At 37.4% G+C, this 15,182-nt stretch carries 12 protein-coding genes, 9 tRNA genes and 1 rRNA gene; 1 reads left to right on the plus strand and 21 read right to left on the minus strand.

Annotated features, from left to right (window positions below):
- Nucleotides 1-311: 311 nt before the first annotated feature.
- The 11 genes from AC4G3K_RS16070 to sigW all read right to left on the minus strand — a co-directional run bounded on the left by AC4G3K_RS16070 (nucleotide 312) and on the right by sigW (nucleotide 13,261).
- The gene (locus tag AC4G3K_RS16070; protein ID WP_491077990.1) at nucleotides 312-755 is read right to left on the minus strand and encodes a YrvL family regulatory protein; all 444 of its coding nucleotides are present in this window, start codon (nucleotides 753-755) and stop codon (nucleotides 312-314) included.
- A gap of 275 nt (nucleotides 756-1,030) precedes the next feature.
- The gene (locus tag AC4G3K_RS16075) at nucleotides 1,031-2,704 is read right to left on the minus strand and encodes an FAD-dependent oxidoreductase (RefSeq protein WP_491133914.1); all 1,674 of its coding nucleotides are present in this window, start codon (nucleotides 2,702-2,704) and stop codon (nucleotides 1,031-1,033) included.
- A gap of 525 nt (nucleotides 2,705-3,229) precedes the next feature.
- Entirely contained in the window at nucleotides 3,230-4,594 is a 1,365-nt protein-coding gene (locus AC4G3K_RS16080; protein ID WP_491077988.1) for an MFS transporter, read from the minus strand.
- A 636-nt stretch (nucleotides 4,595-5,230) separates the two neighbouring features.
- Nucleotides 5,231-5,968: a GntR family transcriptional regulator gene (locus AC4G3K_RS16085; RefSeq protein ID WP_491077987.1), complete on the minus strand. Its 738-nt coding sequence runs from the start codon at nucleotides 5,966-5,968 to the stop codon at nucleotides 5,231-5,233.
- A 215-nt stretch (nucleotides 5,969-6,183) separates the two neighbouring features.
- Nucleotides 6,184-7,986 (minus strand): glutamine--fructose-6-phosphate transaminase (isomerizing), encoded by a 1,803-nt coding sequence (gene glmS / locus AC4G3K_RS16090; RefSeq protein WP_491077986.1) that lies wholly within the window; start codon nucleotides 7,984-7,986, stop codon nucleotides 6,184-6,186.
- 80 nt (nucleotides 7,987-8,066) lie between these two features.
- Nucleotides 8,067-8,228 (minus strand): hypothetical protein, encoded by a 162-nt coding sequence (locus AC4G3K_RS16095; protein ID WP_491133915.1) that lies wholly within the window; start codon nucleotides 8,226-8,228, stop codon nucleotides 8,067-8,069.
- A 176-nt stretch (nucleotides 8,229-8,404) separates the two neighbouring features.
- Entirely contained in the window at nucleotides 8,405-9,751 is a 1,347-nt protein-coding gene (gene glmM / locus AC4G3K_RS16100) for a phosphoglucosamine mutase (RefSeq protein WP_491077984.1), read from the minus strand.
- 80 nt (nucleotides 9,752-9,831) lie between these two features.
- Nucleotides 9,832-11,082 carry a CdaR family protein gene (locus AC4G3K_RS16105; protein WP_491077983.1) on the minus strand — a complete coding sequence of 417 codons (1,251 nt, stop codon included), beginning with the start codon at nucleotides 11,080-11,082 and terminating at the stop codon, nucleotides 9,832-9,834.
- Nucleotides 11,075-11,899, minus strand: a complete 825-nt coding sequence (gene cdaA / locus AC4G3K_RS16110) for a diadenylate cyclase CdaA (RefSeq protein WP_491133916.1) — start codon at nucleotides 11,897-11,899, stop codon at nucleotides 11,075-11,077. The genes AC4G3K_RS16105 and cdaA overlap by 8 nt, the downstream gene beginning before the upstream one ends.
- Nucleotides 11,900-12,070: 171 nt before the next feature.
- A complete protein-coding gene (locus tag AC4G3K_RS16115; protein ID WP_491133917.1) occupies nucleotides 12,071-12,673 on the minus strand; it encodes an anti-sigma factor family protein in 603 nt (200 codons plus the stop codon).
- Between the two features lie 15 nt (nucleotides 12,674-12,688).
- Nucleotides 12,689-13,261, minus strand: coding sequence for an RNA polymerase sigma factor SigW (gene sigW / locus AC4G3K_RS16120; protein WP_491077980.1), 573 nt, complete (start codon nucleotides 13,259-13,261; stop codon nucleotides 12,689-12,691).
- A gap of 171 nt (nucleotides 13,262-13,432) precedes the next feature.
- On the opposite strand from sigW, the gene AC4G3K_RS16125 reads away from it, so the two are divergent.
- Nucleotides 13,433-13,585 carry an aspartyl-phosphate phosphatase Spo0E family protein gene (locus AC4G3K_RS16125; protein ID WP_491078045.1) on the plus strand — a complete coding sequence of 51 codons (153 nt, stop codon included), beginning with the start codon at nucleotides 13,433-13,435 and terminating at the stop codon, nucleotides 13,583-13,585.
- Nucleotides 13,586-14,138: 553 nt separating this feature from the next.
- On the opposite strand, the gene AC4G3K_RS16130 is transcribed toward AC4G3K_RS16125, so the two are convergent.
- The 10 genes from AC4G3K_RS16130 to rrf form a co-directional block, all read right to left on the minus strand.
- Nucleotides 14,139-14,210 (minus strand) — tRNA-Gly (locus AC4G3K_RS16130).
- A gap of 4 nt (nucleotides 14,211-14,214) precedes the next feature.
- Nucleotides 14,215-14,287, minus strand: a tRNA-Lys gene (locus AC4G3K_RS16135).
- A 4-nt stretch (nucleotides 14,288-14,291) separates the two neighbouring features.
- Nucleotides 14,292-14,366 (minus strand) — tRNA-Gln (locus tag AC4G3K_RS16140).
- Nucleotides 14,367-14,419: 53 nt separating this feature from the next.
- Nucleotides 14,420-14,503: transfer RNA gene (locus AC4G3K_RS16145), tRNA-Tyr, on the minus strand.
- Between the two features lie 11 nt (nucleotides 14,504-14,514).
- Nucleotides 14,515-14,587, minus strand: a tRNA-Thr gene (locus AC4G3K_RS16150).
- Between the two features lie 98 nt (nucleotides 14,588-14,685).
- Nucleotides 14,686-14,761, minus strand: a tRNA-Val gene (locus tag AC4G3K_RS16155).
- A 9-nt stretch (nucleotides 14,762-14,770) separates the two neighbouring features.
- A tRNA-Glu gene (locus AC4G3K_RS16160) sits at nucleotides 14,771-14,845 on the minus strand.
- Nucleotides 14,846-14,879: 34 nt separating this feature from the next.
- Nucleotides 14,880-14,952, minus strand: a tRNA-Thr gene (locus AC4G3K_RS16165).
- A 21-nt stretch (nucleotides 14,953-14,973) separates the two neighbouring features.
- Nucleotides 14,974-15,048, minus strand: a tRNA-Asn gene (locus AC4G3K_RS16170).
- A gap of 11 nt (nucleotides 15,049-15,059) precedes the next feature.
- Nucleotides 15,060-15,176, minus strand: a 5S ribosomal RNA gene (gene rrf / locus AC4G3K_RS16175).
- Between the last annotated feature and the right edge of the window lie 6 nt (nucleotides 15,177-15,182).

The following is a 15,182-nucleotide window of genomic DNA, read 5'->3' on the forward strand; positions in this document are numbered from 1 at the left end:
GTTATTTCTCTTATTATGTAAAAAAGGCATGATTCCTATGCATTTTATTCACAAAAATGATATATATCTCCTTGTTTCCCTTAACAGAATTCTGATTTTTCATTTGTACTGATGGTACAATATTGAATGCTCTTCACTTTATATCCTGATAACTCGTTGTGATTAACCTGAAGCATGCTCTCTCCTCCTCATTCATAGAATTAAGCAGACTAACAATACATCTAGGTTGTCTATAAGATTCTAAACCTTTTCTATGCAAAAATGGCGGAGTCTTCTCTCAGAGAACCAACGGAAATTCTTGTTTTTTCACCTTATGTTCCCTTCTTCTCTAAAGCCTCTTCAAGAAAGAACATAAATAAAACCACAATGATTTCAACTGTAAAAGGAACGGTAATACTGTCCATAAATTCATCTACCGTATAAATAGTCAACCAGTTAAATATGCAGTTAAACAGAAACTTTACTGCAAATAATTGATAGGGACCAGTTATATAGTTTTTTGATAATTTAACAAGCACCATTGAAAGTGGGTCTAGCACCAAGCCAAGCAAAAATAGAAACACCACAAAAATGAGGAGTGCAGTTCGAGAGTCATACTCTCCCCCAAATAGACTGAAAAAACCTGCGAATCCAAAGTAAGTAACTCCCAACACAAACGATAGGGGCAAGAAAATGATAAGTAATATACCAGCAATATTCGCAACTTTTTCCTTAATTCCCATCTCTCGAAACGGCTTTTCATCATTTGAACTCATGAATGATATTCCCACTTTCAAAAAACTAATATGAATGACTCTATTATAAGCTTCAATAAGTTAGATGAATAGGAATTATATGAATATATTGGAAGACAGTAAATATCTGCATAAGAAAAGACCATCCTCTATACAGTAAAGGACGGTCTTTATAACTTTGTACATGTCGTTAAGTCTTAGTTAGGAGTGTAGATGACTATAGAATAAAATTGAACAATAGATGATTAACATCAGAATTTGTCATTTAGATTTCATCTTTTAAAAGATTATGATTATTATAATAGGTCTGAGGTTTTTGCAGTTGTTTGTAGAAGTCTTTCTTTTATATGATTAGCTGATATATATCCAAATACGGTAGTAGGACCTAATGTGGAACCTGGACCAGGGTATACACGCCCCATTACAGATGCTGAACAATTACCTGTTGCATACAAACCTTCTATCGGCGCTCCATTGCGAAGGGCTTGAGCATATTCATTAGCTACAATACCTCCCTTTGTGCCTAAGTCACCAGGATAAATTTTACAGGCGTAAAATGGAGGTTTTTCAATTGCACCCAAGTTAGGATTTTTATAAGTGGGATCACCGTAATAATTATCATACGCAGAGTTTCCGCGGCCAAAATCTTCATCCAACCCTATATCTGTAAATTGATTAAACCTGGAAACTGTATTTTTTAAACCACCTATATCAATTTTGCATTTCTCCGCCAATTCTTCAATGGAATTCGCTTTTATTAAGAAACCGCTTTCGATTGCGCTATTAGGTGTCCTTCTCGGAAGCATGTCACCAAACAAATACTTATTGCGATTCCGACTCTCCATAATGAGCCATGAGTGTATGGCTTTACCATTCTTTTCTTGCCTCTCCAAAATGGCATGACCTGCATCCGTATAGGATTGCGACTCGTTAAAATAACGCTCTCCTGTTTGGTCCACAATTATACTGTGGGGCATTGATCGTTCATAAACAAGGAATTTCCGGGCACCGCTCGCGTCAATCGTCGTTGGTCCCCACCAGGCATCATCCATTAAAGCAGTATCTATGTTATGCTTTTCTGCAATTAACAGCATATCTCCTGTGTTATCCGGACTTGCAGCTGTCCAGTCTGTACCTATGTGATGATATTTTTTACGCAACTCCAAGTTTCGTTCAAATCCTCCCCCCGCCAATATCACTGCCTGACATTTAATGAAATACGGCTTTCCCTCTTTTTCAGCCTCAATTCCTATAATATTATCATCCTCCATAATTAAATCTTTTAAAGGCGTTGATAACATTAGTGGAATATGATAATTCTTTGTAAGCATAAGTAGACGACTAACTAATCCTCCTCCAATAGATATAGCATGTTCACCTTTGATCTTATGCTTAAATCCATTCAAGAACATACCGACAACCGTGTTAAAATCTTTTGCATTTGTAAAAGCCTTGGGTAAAGAGGCTACTTTGCCGGAATAGAGGGGCATTGGAGCTTCAAGTTCACCAACCCGCAAGGTCGCTTCATTTTCGCCTAAAAGCCTAGCGTCAACAATTTCAGCCTCAATAGAGCGACCTATTTTCCCACCGGGTTTTTCGGGATAATAATCTGGATACAAAGAACCCGCTACCCACTTCATCCCTAAATCCTCCAGAAACTTTACCATTCTGTGGCCATTTTTTACATAGGCTACTTTTCTCTCATACGTAGATGCTGGACCAGTGTCCTCTATTATTTCTTGCATATAAGTAAGTGCTTCTTCCTCACTATCCTGTAAGCCGGCATTTTTTGAAACATGGTTATTCGGAATCCACAACCCTCCGCCAGATAAAGCCGATGAACCACCCCATACAGACCCTTTCTCAATGATGGCTGTACGAAGACCACCATGTGCAGATGTAATCGCTGCTACCAATCCTCCTGCGCCACTGCCTACTACGATAACGTCATACTCTTCATTCCAATCCATTATCAATCCTCCGATTTTGTCTAGTGTGCTATATTTATATGAAAGAAACAGCTATAAAAGTCCGTCTTTTTAATATATATTTCTTTTGCCATATGCTATAACATACGGCAATACCATTCTAGTAGAACCTTCTTTTTGTCTTTACATACAAAAAAGCTGCCGACCTTGTCGACAGCCTGAGTATTCCGAACCATAACTTTGATGCGTTAACACTAATCACAATATCTATCATTCTTTTATAAACTTGAGCGCTCTGATATAATTTTTTAATTTCTTTATCATCTAAATAATCTACCACAGCCTGAATGACGGTCTCTCCAATAATCCTGGCAGCTGAGCAGCAGTAGCAGCCATATCACCGGATTCTCTATCCTCCCGGAATTACCCAATGTGCTTCATTAACAATTGCTGCCTGATTAGTAAAAGCGCCTCCTGCAGGAAGCGCTTTTGCTATTTTACTATTTACTTTTACTAACAAAAGGCACTTTATCTTGTACGCTTAACTTATCTATATAAATATGATAATTATTCTGTTTCTCCCAATTTAACTGCATGCACTGCTTTATCCAGACGCTCTACGAATAACCAGTACGCTACAAATGCAAATAATGTGAGAATAGATAGAACGAATAAGATCGTACTATATGATAGTGAGTCCATCATTGCTGCAGTATAACTTACTCCAATAGATGCAGATACATTTATAATCAGATTATAAAAACCAATTGCTGTTCCTGTTTTTTCAGTTGCAATCGTACCAATACATGTATCTAGTAATGGAGCATACATCAATGCAAATGATCCAGAGAATAAAATCATGGAAATAACGAAAATGATTACGGAACTTTCCACAAATAAGCCTGGTAGGACTAGACTAAGCGCAATGCAAAGGATAGCTATCGAAATAGTCATTTTGCTTGATAAAAATGTACTAATTTTCCCAGAAAGAGCACCAACTATAACAGCAATAATATAGCCGGGAATTAACAATAGAGAAACCTTATCCAGTTCATATCCATATAAATCTTGTATCAGGAATGGAAACATAAAAATATATCCTAATTGAATGGAATAAACAATAAATGCAATTCCGAGTGTATTTACGAATCTCTTATTTTTGAAAAACGAAATACTTATTAAAGCCTTAGAGCTTCTTTGGATATACGCTATGAACAACCCTAACGCAATGATAAAGAGGATAATAAAGATCCAATTAAAGTTAGACATGTACAGCATGATGCTTGTGGCAATTGCTGCAATCAGTATTAATCCAATCACATCAATGGAGCTCTTTTTTGACTCTTCTTTCGGCAGATATTTCATAATAAAAGGGAGAATCAAAAGCGATAACAACGGAATGATAAACAAAATGGTCCAATCAAGATAGGTAGATATATATCCACCCGTTACTGAACCAATGACAAGGGATAATGAATAGCTACTTGTACTTAAACCTAAAAATAGCTTCTGATCTTTTTTATGCAAATGCTTCATGACGAAGATGACATATAATGTTTCAGCAGCTGCTAAACCAGATGCTTGAATCACTCTTGAAATTAAAATCATCATAAATGAATCTTGAAAAACGAAACCTAATATAGAACCGACGCATGTTAGGATAATCCCCGCAATTATAAGTGTCCTTATATTGATAGAATCGGCTAAAGATGCGTAAACGACCGCTCCTATTCCAATAACCAGTCCTGCAAGCGTGGCTTGCCAACTGACAGTTGATGCTGAAATACCGAGATCGTTTGCAATCTCAACGGAAATTAATTTAAAAGAATTATCAATAATTAACGCAAAAACAAAGAAGAATAGAATAGCAGGTACAGCCTTTTTTACACGATTATAATTGGCTTCCGGCGAATTTTCATTAATTGTAACCATTTGTCAGTTCACTTTCTTTCATTAAATTGTTAATGCTCTCTTGATTGCAATATTTCTCTTATTCAGTTGTTGCGAAGAATAAAATAGTAAGTTTATAAGTGAATCATTTCACGAGTATAGATAAATTAATAGATTGCTTATATTAATGCTCGCAAAGAACTCCAGGCAAAAGCAATGTTTCTGTAGTTTCTACTCCGTTTGGTTTAATATACGATTTTTCTTGATGTATTTGTGTGCTCACCCTCATTCGCTCCTAAATAAAAAATCAATACCAACCCTGCAATCGCTTTCTTGTATTAAGGAAACCATCTAACAAACAACTTATTTATAGTTGTCCAAAAAGTTGTATCACAGGATATTTTTAACATAGCACGTTAATTAATGCTCTGTCAATGAGTGGAGAGGATTAAATTGCTTATTTTTCAAACAACTTTATATAGTTGTCTAGATAGATGTATATTATATATATTTCATATCAATAAATCTTCTTTAAAAAAGGTGTTTTTACTATTGATAATCCGTATACTACTTGAAGATAGCCGATCTATTGCAAATCTTTCATACTAGCACATCATTCACATATAAAAAGGATGAATCTTTGTGATAGATTCATCCTTCTCGTTTAATATTTATATATTATTTTGTAGCGTTTATATTTATTGAACTAAACTCTTTAGGAATATAGTATTTGTTATAAACAATAGGATATTGCTCATTTATATAGACACTTTCTAGTAATAAGTCGCATTGTTCTCCACCATCCAGTGTGTATTTAGATGAAGGTACATTCATAAAGTTTGAATGTCTAATTTCGACTGTAGCCGAATTTGCCAATTTATATACTTTTCTTTCTAGCATTTCTAACAATTGCTGTTCATTCTTCAGATCCAAATTCAATTCAGAAACCACATCGATTGCCATAAATGTAAAAGAATAAGCAACTACTTCTCCCTTTCGTTTATACCAGCGATCAAAAGCAACAACCGCTGCAACTTTTCTTTTTAATACCTGCTGAGTATATTCACTTTCTAAATCTAAACTAAAATACAATTCTACTTCGTCAATTGTTTCGGTATGACATTTATATATAGGATTTCCGATTTTTTCTAGACCTCTATTCTTTATATTGGAACCCTTTGTAATAAAGTTTCCTTTTCCATGAACAGTGCTGACTAAACCATCATCCTGTAACAACGCTAACGCCTGTCTCAATGTCATTCTGCTTACACCCAGCATTCTGGCTAATTCAGGTTCAGTGGGCAATTTACTTTCAGTCGAAAACGTGCCATCCATTATTCGTTTAAAAAGTTTATCATATACTGCCATATACAAAGGTTTCTTCTTCTTTGGTATATCCGAAAGTTTCATTCCCATACCTTCACACACCTGTATTTTAGTATTAAAAACAAAATTTATATGATCTGTCTCTGAGATTATGTACAATTACTATTATTATTATAGCATGTAAATGAATGCGCTTTAAAAATAAAAAGTAAATATCTTGGTGTGAATTAAAATAAAAATAAAAAAAACCTATTGCGGAGTAACTTATCCGCAATAGGTTTTTTTATTAGATTAGGGATTATCCCTTACTCAACCGTAACCGATTTTGCTAGATTACGAGGTTTATCCACATCACAGCCACGGTGAAGGGATGCATAGTAAGCAATAAGTTGTAAAGGTATTACAGAGATAAGAGGTGTTAACATTGGGTTAACTTCTGGAAGTACGTATGCGTCTCCTTCTTGGTTAAGTCCTTTCATGGAGATGATGCATGGGTTAGCGCCACGTGCTACGACTTCTTTTACGTTACCGCGGATGCTTAGGTTTACAGCTTCCTGTGTTGCCAAAGCAATAACAGGTGTTCCTTCTTCAATCAAGGCAATTGTACCGTGTTTAAGTTCACCACCGGCAAAGCCTTCCGCTTGAATATAGGAAATTTCTTTCAGCTTCAACGCACCCTCAAGGCCAACGAAATAATCGACAGAACGTCCGATAAAGAAACAATTACGTGTAACAGCAAGATATTCACGTGCAATCATTTCGAATTTATCTTTGTCATCACATAGAGCTTCCATTGCATTCGCTACGATTCCCAGTTCTTTTACAACATCAAAATCTGCTAATTGATTTTTTGCTTTCGCTACAACAGCCGCCAGGATTGTTAATACAGCCATTTGTGCTGTGTAAGCTTTAGTAGATGCAACAGCAATTTCAGGACCTGCATGTAACAACAACGTGAAGTCAGCTTCACGGGATAAAGTGGAGCCAGGTACATTAGTAATCGTTAAAGCTTTATAGCCCATTTCTTTCACTTCAACAAGTACGGCACGGCTATCTGCTGTTTCGCCACTTTGGGAAATGAAAATGAATAATGGTTTTTCAGATAGAAGTGGCATATTGTAGACGAATTCAGAAGCTACATGTACTTCTACTGGTACTTTAGCCATTTTTTCAAACATTTGTTTTCCAACAAGGCCGGCATGATAGCTTGTTCCGCATGCAACAATATACAAACGATCCGCTTCATTAATTGCTTCAATAATGGATTCGTCTATTTCTAGCACTCCAGCTTCATTCTGGTATGCTTGAATGATTTTACGTGTCACTAAAGGCTGCTCATCTATCTCTTTTAGCATATAGTGTGGGTATGTTCCTTTTTCAATATCGCTTGCATCCAGCTCTGCTGTATAAGGTTCACGCGTAATCACTGTACCGTCTAATTGCTTAATGGTAATTTGATCTTTCGTAACAAGTACAATCTCTTTATCCATTAGTTCAACAAATTGGTCAGTAACTTGCAGCATAGCCATCGCATCACTTGCGATTACATTAAAATCAGTACCTACACCTACTAAAAGCGGGCTTTTATTTTTAGCTACATAAATGATGTCTTCATCTTGTGCATCCAGTAAGCCAATTGCATAAGAACCATGCAATAGACTCAAAGTTTTAGCAAAAGCTGCCTCTACATTAAGTCCTTCTTCAACAAATTTGCTGATAAGCTGTACGATTACCTCAGTATCCGTATCACTCACTAAATCTGTATCTTGAAGGTACTCCCTCTTTAATAACTCATAGTTCTCAATTACACCGTTATGAACAATTGTAAAACGTGCATTCGAACTTTGGTGAGGGTGAGCATTTCTTATGCTTGGTACACCATGAGTTGCCCAGCGAGTATGCCCAATTCCTTTTGAGGATAGTACAGTTGGATCTACGGCTTCACGGAGATCCGCTATTCTTCCTTTTTCTTTGAACACATGTACACCGTTCTCATTCATAACAGCAATACCAGCTGAATCATATCCTCTATATTCAAGCTTTTCTAAGCCTTTTAGTAAAATTTCTTTAGCATCTTGATGTCCAATATATCCTACGATTCCACACATACTTGTTTATCCTCCTATAAAAAGATGAAGGGAACAAGAACGCCCGGGGGCACTCTTGCCCCCTTATCTCTGAATAATTTTTAGTTGATATATGCATCTCTTTTTATTCTGTCCAATTTGTCACCAAACTGATTTAGTAAAAAGAGGTTCAGTTGTGCATGCAACCGGAAGGCATCCGCCGAAAAATCGATAACCTCCACCTCGTCAACTGGTTCATTCCAGTCCTGGCGCTTTACTAACAATATAACATCTACCCTCCCTGCTATTTCAAACTCAATTTTCAGCATACACCATATACTCTTATTCCGTCAACATTTACATAATTATACATATAATCTCGAATATCCAGTTATACATATATAAAATATGCACAAGAGGAAGAATCGTTCCCCTTATGCATAAATAAATTCATTATTAATCAAAATCCCATTTCTGCCCTTACAACATCGGCAATTCGCTCAACATATTGATCGCATTGCTCCTGTGTAGGTGCCTCGGCCATTACACGAACAAGTGGCTCTGTACCCGAAGGTCTCACAAGAATACGTCCATTGCCGCTCATTTCCTCTTCCACTTTTCCGATAATTTCTTTGACTTTTTCATTATCTGTTACATGATGCTTATCTGTTACACGAATATTAACAAGTTTCTGTGGGTAAACTTGCATTTCACCTGCAAGTTCGGAAAGTGGCTTGCCCGTCAACTTCATTATATTAATGAGCTGAACTCCTGTCAGCAATCCATCTCCTGTTGTATTGTAATCAAGGAAAATAATATGGCCTGATTGCTCACCGCCTAGGTTATATCCACCTTTTTTCATTTCTTCAACAACATACCGATCTCCAACACCAGTCTGTGCACTCAAGATTTTATTTACATCTAATTCTTTATAGAATCCCATATTACTCATGACTGTTGAAACAACCGTATTATGCTTAAGGCGGTTATGCTCTTTCATGTATTTGGCACAAATGAACATAATTTGATCTCCATCAACAATCTTGCCTTTTTCATCAATCGCTATCAAACGGTCTCCATCTCCATCAAATGCCAGACCTACATCTGCACCTTTTTCTAATACAAATTCAGCCAGCTTTTCCGGATGTGTCGAACCGACACCTTCATTTATATTCAATCCATTTGGAGAAGCACCCATTGTCGAAACATCAGCATCCAAGTCTGCAAACAAATGTGTTGCTAAGGAAGAGGTAGCTCCGTGTGCACAATCTAGGGCAACGTGAATATTTGTAAAATCTTCATCCGCTGTTTGTTTTAAATATTGAATATATTTCTGCCCACCTTCAAGGTAGTCATTAATTCTTCCAATGTATTCGCCAACTGGTCTTGGCAGTCTATCTTCTTCCATATCCAATAATGCTTCAATTTCTTCTTCCTGATCATCCGATAGCTTAAACCCATCAGAGCCGAAGAATTTAATGCCATTATCCGCTACAGGGTTGTGGGAGGCTGAAATCATAACACCCGCTTCTGCGCCTAAAGCTTTTGTTAAATAAGCAACACCAGGTGTTGAAATGATGCCCAAACGCATAACTTCCGCTCCAATTGAAAGAAGTCCAGCAACTAAAGCACTTTCCAGCATAAATCCGGATATTCTCGTATCGCGGCCAATTATTACCTTAGGACGATTTTCATTATGCCTCGTTAAAACATATCCACCAAATCGGCCTAGCTTAAAAGCAAGCTCTGGTGTCAATTCGCTGTTAGCTACACCCCTCACACCATCTGTACCGAAATATTTACCCATTAAAAATCTCTCCTTCTGCTAATTCTCTTCCTGTTTAATGCCTATATTTCCCTATTATCTATCGGAAGAGTGTAGGTTAATTATCCTTCTGAATCTTTTTCTGTTAATTCTACTTTAACTGTCTTACTGTTGTTGGGAAGTTCCCAATGTACCTTATCCGGTGCATTCACCTCTAAGGTTACATTATGACTTCCCTCAGTCAGTTCTTTTATATCAATGAATGTATCGAAATCACTGGATTTCAGGGATTTTATCTTAGATTCATCTCCTTCAATGGCCAAGTCTATCATACCATTTGAAGGATCGAGAATTTCAGCTCTATATTTCTCCTCGTCTAACCCTCTTATTACAATAGGTATATTCGAGATAGTTCGAGCATTTTCCTTCTTTATCTTGATCGTTACTTTTACAGTGTCGACAGAAGACCCAACTACTCCATCAGGTAAACTGACAGGTATATCAATCACAGTATCATCATCAATATTGCTTATATCGACGGGTACCTTTATTTCCTTAATATCCTTAAGAATGGATTCCCCACCATAGATGGTAGCCGTTTCTGTGTCTATCTTTATACTTTCAATCGTAACGCCTTCAGGTGGTGAGCCAGTAGCTTCAGCAGATAGGCTCACCTTTTTTGAAGGGCTGTTTACATTAATTGATATATCAACTGTACTTGGTTCAATATTTACTTCTAACAAGTTCATATTATTGTCAAGAGCCTGCACCGTTGCTTCCGTTGTAATATCATCTGTTATATGCGAGTCTGCTTTCACAGTTGATTTTACAATAGCAATTTTATCAATTTGGCTCTTGGCTCCAGTTATATTAACTGTTGATGGATTCACATACGGTGGGTCTGCGGTGTATCCTTCCGCCAAAAGTGTTTTATCAAATTCAGCTTCCACTTTAAATTCCTCGACCACTTTCTCTTCCACTACTGCTGTTGCATTGGCCTGAGTCAGTGTATAGTTAATTTTATCAGATAAATTCTTCACCTTGATTGGTACCTTTTGAGAACCAATTTTAGGATCAGATAAATCTACATATATTTCAAAATCCATTTTATTTTTAGCTGATATGACAAGGCTCTTAGGCCCTTCTATCGTAATATCCAAAGTTTCTGGTATCCCACTGACAATTAAATTGTCCGTATCATAGTAAACCTCCACAGGTACATTTTTAATTGTGGCTGTTTCTGTACTTGAAGGTGTATCAAAAGGATTATTAGAATTATTGACTGGATCTCTATTGACAGAGAAAAACAGGAATATCGCGACAATAAAAGCTCCAATTTTCATAAACCAACTATTAGAAGTGAGTTTATCCATCTTTTCTCGACCTCCAATTCCAAATATTCGAAGAGGTCGTTTTATTATTTATAGACAATTCATTTTCAAGCATATTTTGCAGTTCATCTATCGAAAGATTCCGATAAAGCTCTCCGTTTTTAGTTAAAGATATACTCCCCGTCTCTTCCGAAACAACAATAGTCAAGCTATCTGTGACTTCGCTTATCCCAAGCGCCGCTCTGTGCCTTGTCCCCAATTCTTTTGAAACGAACGGACTTTCAGATAATGGCAGATAACACGCTGCTGCTGCAACTGTCCCATTTTGTATGATGACAGCCCCATCATGCAACGGGGTATTCGGTATAAAAATATTAATTAATAACTCAGATGATACTTTGGCATCCAAATGTATACCTGTCTCAATATAATCATTTAGGCCTGTGTCTCTTTCTATAGAAAGCAAGGCACCAATCCGGCGCTTGGCCATATAAGTAGTTGATTTAATAATGGCTTCAATCATTCGTTCCTGTACATTCTCTTCCTGAAAATTTGTCCTGGTAAATAAACGACCTCTGCCCAATTGTTCGAGCGCTCTTCGTAATTCAGGCTGAAAGATAATGATAATCGCTAATACTCCCCAATTCATTACGTTTGCCATTATATAACTTAATGTATTTAATCCAATGATCTCACTGGCAAAACGAACAAACACAATCAGGATGATTCCACGTAATAGCTGTACAGCTTTTGTACCTTGAATAATTTGTAATAATTTATAAAAAACAAACCAAACAAGAAATATGTCGGTTATGCTGATAATATAATCCAATAAAGAAAAGTTGTTTAGAAACGGCATGTCATTTCCTCCAGTCATGTCCTTTCCCATGAACGGTTATATACCGTTATGTTAGTATAACCCCTTTATTATATCATACTGTTCCATAAACTCTAAGAATTCAGTACGAATTCCTGCATAGAAAAAAAGGCCATCCTAACAGATAGCCTAGCTTGAGTCTATTCCAATAAATTAAAATACGTCTGATACGGTACTCTTCATATGGTACCAAATCCATTCGAAGAGTTGATCAATTTCTTCTATATTTCCATTAACCTCACCCGCTCCAGCCAAATAATTATCTCCATTGATAACAGTTACATCCCCATTAACTTTTCCTTCTACTTTTATATCCCCATTCTTAACTACTAGATCCCCTTTAACTATCTTTCCTTCAGGGACTATCACAGTTTGTCCTTCAACAATCAGATTAGGGTCTTTTGAGACAGAAAATTGCTTTTCATCTTCTCCCCAATAGGAAAATAAGGTATTGCCCATCAGAAGGATGAAAAGAGATGCAGCTATTAATACAGGATTTCTCTGCAGCCATTTTGTAACTATGACTCCTTTTGATTGCTTCGGCAAATTACCCATTACATTCGCAGTAAATCCGCTCGGTGCAGTAATAGGAGTGCTTTTCAGGAATGCAACTGTCTTATTGAGCTCATGAAATGTGTTCATACACTCATCACATTCTGCTATATGTCCAAGAAGCACATTCGCATGCTCTTCAGTAATGTCATCGTCGAGATAATCATGCATATAATCTTCGATGTTTTCAGGGCATTGTTTCATTTTAATCCACCTCATTTATATAGATCGCATCGATTTTCTCAGTGCATTTCTTCCCCTATGAATTCGTGTTTTCACAGTTCCTACAGGTAAATTAAGAATTTCACTTATCTCTTTTAAAGAAAGTTCATCTACATATTTTAATACTATAGGCGAACGATATTTTTCAGGTAAATTTTGAATCTCATTATGGATTTTTTGCTTAAGCTCTAAGCTCTCCAGTTCTTCTTCAGGCAGCTTAGTATCTGAAGGAATCTGAGAGTACATATCAAGCCCTTCTGTACCTGCTACTTCTGCATCGAGATAATAATCCGGTTTCTTTTTACGTATTCGATCGATACATAGATTTGTAGCAATTCGGTATAACCACGTGGAGAACTTTCTGTTCATCTGGAATGTTTGGATATTCAAATAAGCACGTAAAAAAGCTTCTTGTGCCACATCCTCTGCTTCATGGCGGTCACCCAGCATGCGATAGCATAATTGAAATACCCTGTCCTTATAAAATTCAACAATATCCTCATATGCTTGTTGTTTACCTCCCAGCACTTGCTGGATTCTTTCTTTAATAAGTCCTTCCAAATTGTCCATCCTCCGCATTTGAGGCCCTCAGCATTTATACGCATTGGCCTTGAGAAAAGTTTCATTATATTTAATATTTGTTTTTAGAACCAACACTTGTTTAATATGTATAAAAATGGGTAATAAAGGTAAAATAAACCACTTGCAGATAGGAGTGAAGACTTGGAACTACATATACTTATGAAAGATATAGAACGATGTCGCCAACGAATGATTCTACTTGCCTCATCGACCTCGATGCTTGACTCTGATGTCATAAAAGCAAGTACTGAACTGGATTCGCTAATTAATCTCTATCAAACTCAAACTAGATACGTATATAAAAAGCAGTAATCCAGTAGGTAGGGATGCTGCTTTTCTTTATAAAAGCTTGTTATCAAGTCATACACAGTTTAAACCAGACTATGTCCCCTCTCCTGCAACATAGATTGCCTTACCGCAACTTACTATGATCGGAGAATATTCAGAGGATTCATCTTATCTATAAGATAACTTTCTTCGCCCTCGTTGGTTTCAATTATCCTCCATATCTTTCCTCTCCAAAACATTTTACCTTTGTTCCTTATGCATCCACCTATTTACCCTTCACCTGAATCACAAGTCATTCTCTGTTTTTCTGAAACCCTTCAATGTTTCTATCATACCTCAATTTTCTGCCTCAGTCTCCAAAGCCCTCCAGAACAACTTTAAATACTTGTTTTAATAAACGAAAGCTGACTGCCAGAAGAGTGTAATTACTATTGAACTCTTTTCACCTAAATGACATAAACCCTTTTTTCATATTTTTAAGTGCTTCTATCTTTTTGAGTTTAAGATAAGTCTTTATAATAAAAAAAACCTTAAATAGCATAGCATTTAAGGTTTTTTTTATTATATTTTATTATGAAGCGGAAGACGGGATTCGAACCCGCGACCCCCACCTTGGCAAGGTGATGTTCTACCACTGAACTACTTCCGCATAATGAGCCATGAAGGACTCGAACCTTCGACCCTCTGATTAAAAGTCAGATGCTCTACCGACTGAGCTAATGGCTCTAAATGGCTGGGCTAGCAGGATTCGAACCTACGCGTGACGGAGTCAAAGTCCGTTGCCTTACCGCTTGGCTATAGCCCAAAAAGAAAAAAAGGGACAATATCTTGTCCATTACTCAAAGCTTATTAAAATAATGGTGGAGGGGGGCAGATTCGAACTGCCGAACCCGAAGGAGCGGATTTACAGTCCGCCGCGTTTAGCCACTTCGCTACCCCTCCGAAATTAAGAGTGCCGGCAAGAGGACTTGAACCCCCAACCTACTGATTACAAGTCAGTTGCTCTACCAATTGAGCTACACCGGCATAACATTTTTAAACCATTCTTTTGAATACTTAATTAGTATATCCGATATGATTTATAATTTCACCATGTATTTTTTGGTAATGTTTTTAGTTTGAAATGGTGGAGGATGACGGGATCGAACCGCCGACCCTCTGCTTGTAAGGCAGATGCTCTCCCAGCTGAGCTAATCCTCCAGCTTGTAATGGTGACCCCTACGGGATTCGAACCCGTGTTACCGCCGTGAAAGGGCGGTGTCTTAACCGCTTGACCAAGGGGCCATTCATAAGATGTCTATTCATAACTACTTTCGAGAGCTTCCAAGCGGGCTCGAACCGCTGACCTCTTCCTTACCATGGAAGTGCTCTACCTGCTGAGCTATGGAAGCACATTAAACAGGACAAAAAAATGGCTCCGCAGGTAGGATTCGAACCTACGACCGCTCGGTTAACAGCCGAGTGCTCTACCACTGAGCTACTGCGGAACAATATAATTGCCCGGCAACGTCCTACTCTCACAGGGACTCGCGTCCCAACTACCATCGGCGCTGAAGAGCTTAACTTCCGTGTTCGGAATGGGAACGGGTGTGGCCTCTTCGCCATCGTTACCGGACTATTT

The sequence above is a fragment of the Bacillus sp. z26 genome (assembly GCF_058313635.1).

Bases quoted from the DNA above. Each gene is read 5' to 3' on its own strand.
- cdaA (WP_491133916.1), bottom strand. From the start codon at position 11,899: ATGCCGTTTCTAAACAACTTTTCTTTATTGGATTATATTATCAGCATA.
- AC4G3K_RS16085 (WP_491077987.1), bottom strand. From the start codon at position 5,968: ATGGGAATGAAACTTTCGGATATACCAAAGAAGAAGAAACCTTTGTAT.
- sigW (WP_491077980.1), bottom strand. From the start codon at position 13,261: ATGGACAATTTGGAAGGACTTATTAAAGAAAGAATCCAGCAAGTGCTG.
- AC4G3K_RS16075 (WP_491133914.1), bottom strand. From the start codon at position 2,704: ATGGATTGGAATGAAGAGTATGACGTTATCGTAGTAGGCAGTGGCGCA.
- AC4G3K_RS16080 (WP_491077988.1), bottom strand. From the start codon at position 4,594: ATGGTTACAATTAATGAAAATTCGCCGGAAGCCAATTATAATCGTGTA.
- AC4G3K_RS16115 (WP_491133917.1), bottom strand. From the start codon at position 12,673: ATGAAACAATGCCCTGAAAACATCGAAGATTATATGCATGATTATCTC.
- glmM (WP_491077984.1), bottom strand. From the start codon at position 9,751: ATGGGTAAATATTTCGGTACAGATGGTGTGAGGGGTGTAGCTAACAGC.
- AC4G3K_RS16105 (WP_491077983.1), bottom strand. From the start codon at position 11,082: ATGGATAAACTCACTTCTAATAGTTGGTTTATGAAAATTGGAGCTTTT.
- glmS (WP_491077986.1), bottom strand. From the start codon at position 7,986: ATGTGTGGAATCGTAGGATATATTGGACATCAAGATGCTAAAGAAATT.
- AC4G3K_RS16125 (WP_491078045.1), top strand. From the start codon at position 13,433: ATGAAAGATATAGAACGATGTCGCCAACGAATGATTCTACTTGCCTCA.
- AC4G3K_RS16070 (WP_491077990.1), bottom strand. From the start codon at position 755: ATGAGTTCAAATGATGAAAAGCCGTTTCGAGAGATGGGAATTAAGGAA.